This window comes from Thermovenabulum gondwanense (genome assembly GCF_001601575.1).
Taxonomy (GTDB): Bacteria; Bacillota; Thermosediminibacteria; order Thermosediminibacterales; family Thermosediminibacteraceae; genus Thermovenabulum; species Thermovenabulum gondwanense.
The window spans coordinates 1-1,973 of record NZ_LOHZ01000017.1; the positions used below are offsets into that span (position 1 = coordinate 1).

Here is a 1,973-nt window from a genome sequence, read left to right on the forward strand (position 1 = left end):
AAGCATTATGAACTGATTCTCCGTGAACATCGTGAACGGCTTCCATTAAAGCTTCGCTGAAGGTGGGATGGGAATGCACCACCCGGGAAAACTCTTTTACCTTTACTCCGCAGGCCATCGCAAGGGCAGCCTCGTGCACTATATCCGTAGCATTCTGCCCTATTATATGGGCTCCGAGTATGGTATCCTCTTCTTCATCCGCCACTATCTTTACAAAGCCGTTTATCTTATCCGCAGCCTGGGCCCTGCCAAGCCCTCTAAAGTAGAACCTGCCTACCCTTACCCTGTAGCCCCTGTTTCTTGCTTCTTCTTCGGTTAATCCAACAGCACCTATCTCGGGTTCCGTGAATATGGCATGGGGTATTACGCTGTAGTCCATTTTGCTTTGTTTTCCCATTATGTTTTCTGCAGCGCATATCCCTTCAAAGGAGGCTACATGGGCAAGCTGCAGCCCCGGCACTACATCCCCTATGGCGTAGATGCCCTCCACATTTGTCCTCATTTTTTCGTCCACTATTATCCTGCCTCTTTCGGTCTTTACTCCTGCTTCTTCCAGGCCTATACCTTCTATGCTGGCTTTCCTCCCTATGGCTACGAGCATTATCTCGGCTTTTACTTGTCTTTTGTCTTCTAAGGTGGCGATTACTTCTTCTTCCTTTACCTCTACGTCTTTTATTTTTGTTTTTGTGTAAAGCTTTATTTTTTTCCTCTTGAGCATTTTTTCTATTTCTTTGCTTATTTCGGCATCTTCGGTGGCAAGGGCTCTTTCAAGGAGTTCTACTATGGTGACTTCCGTCCCGAGTTTTTGATAAAACATGGCAAATTCGCAGCCTATTACCCCTGCTCCCACTATGAGGATGCTTTTTGGTATGTGTCTTAAGTTAAGTATTTCGTCACTTGTTAAGATTTTCCTGCCGTCAAAGGGGAAAATATTTTTCCCGGGGACGGAGCCGGTGGCTATTATTATGGCATGGGATTCTATTATTTCTTCTTCTCCTCCCGGTTTTTTAATTCTTACTTTGTTTCTTTCTACTATTTTGCCTTCTCCTTTTATTAGTTTTACGTTGTTTTTTTCAAAGAGGTATTCTATGCCTTTGTTTAGCCTTTCTACTATTTTGTCCTTTCTTTCTATTATGGCGTTTATGTCGGGGATAATTTCTCCTTTTATTTTTATGCCGTAGTTTTCTGCTTCTTTTATTGTTTCTAAGGCTTCCGCCGAGGCTATGAGGGATTTGGTGGGTATGCAGCCGCGGTTCAGGCAGGTGCCTCCTATTTTTTCTTTTTCTATTACGGTGACTTCGGCTCCCATTTTTGCTGCTTTTATTGCGGCAACGTAGCCGCCCGGCCCGGCTCCTATTACGGTTATTTTTTTTGTCATTTTTTTTGCCTCCTTATTTTTAGAGGTTTGAAAGGTCAAGTAATAGGGGCACGTTTTCTTCGGCTCCTATGGCCATTATGTGGACTCCATCGGCCAGGTTTTGTTCTTTTATTTGCTGTATTAGTTCTGCGGCTATTTTCAGGCCTTCTTTTTGTTTGTCTTGGGCTTTCCTCAGCCTTTCTATTATTTCTTCGGGAACGTGTATGCCGGGTACGTTTTTGTTCATGTAGTTTGCCATGCCGGGGGATTTTAAGGGTATTATCCCGGCGAGGATTTTTGTTTGTATGTGGTGTTCTTCTGTTTTTTGTTTAAAGTTTTTGAGGATTTGCGGGTCGTATACTGCCTGGGTCTGGAAGAATTTTGCGCCGGCTTTTATTTTTTTTTGCATTTTTATTATTTGCAGTTCTACGGGGTCGTAAAAGGGCGTTACGCTGGCGCCCAAGTAAAACTCCGGGGCTTTGTTTAAGGGGTTCCCTGCAAAGTCTTTTCCTTCCATGAGGGTGCTGGCTATCTGGAGGATGTTTACGGAGTCGAGTTCGAATACGGGTTTTGTGGTTTTGTGGTCTCCAAAGTAGGGATGGTCTCCGGTGAGGGC

At 44.2% G+C, this 1,973-nt stretch carries 2 protein-coding genes; both read right to left on the minus strand.

Going from position 1 to position 1,973, the window contains the following annotated elements; genetic code table 11:
• Positions 1 to 1,378 (minus strand): dihydrolipoyl dehydrogenase (gene lpdA, locus ATZ99_RS01355; protein ID WP_068747450.1); only part of this gene is annotated, 1,378 nt, incomplete at its 3' end.
• A gap of 19 nt (positions 1,379 to 1,397) precedes the next feature.
• Positions 1,398 to 1,973, minus strand: a 576-nt coding sequence (locus tag ATZ99_RS01360; RefSeq protein ID WP_187694804.1) for a methylenetetrahydrofolate reductase, incomplete at its 5' end; no start/stop codon positions are given.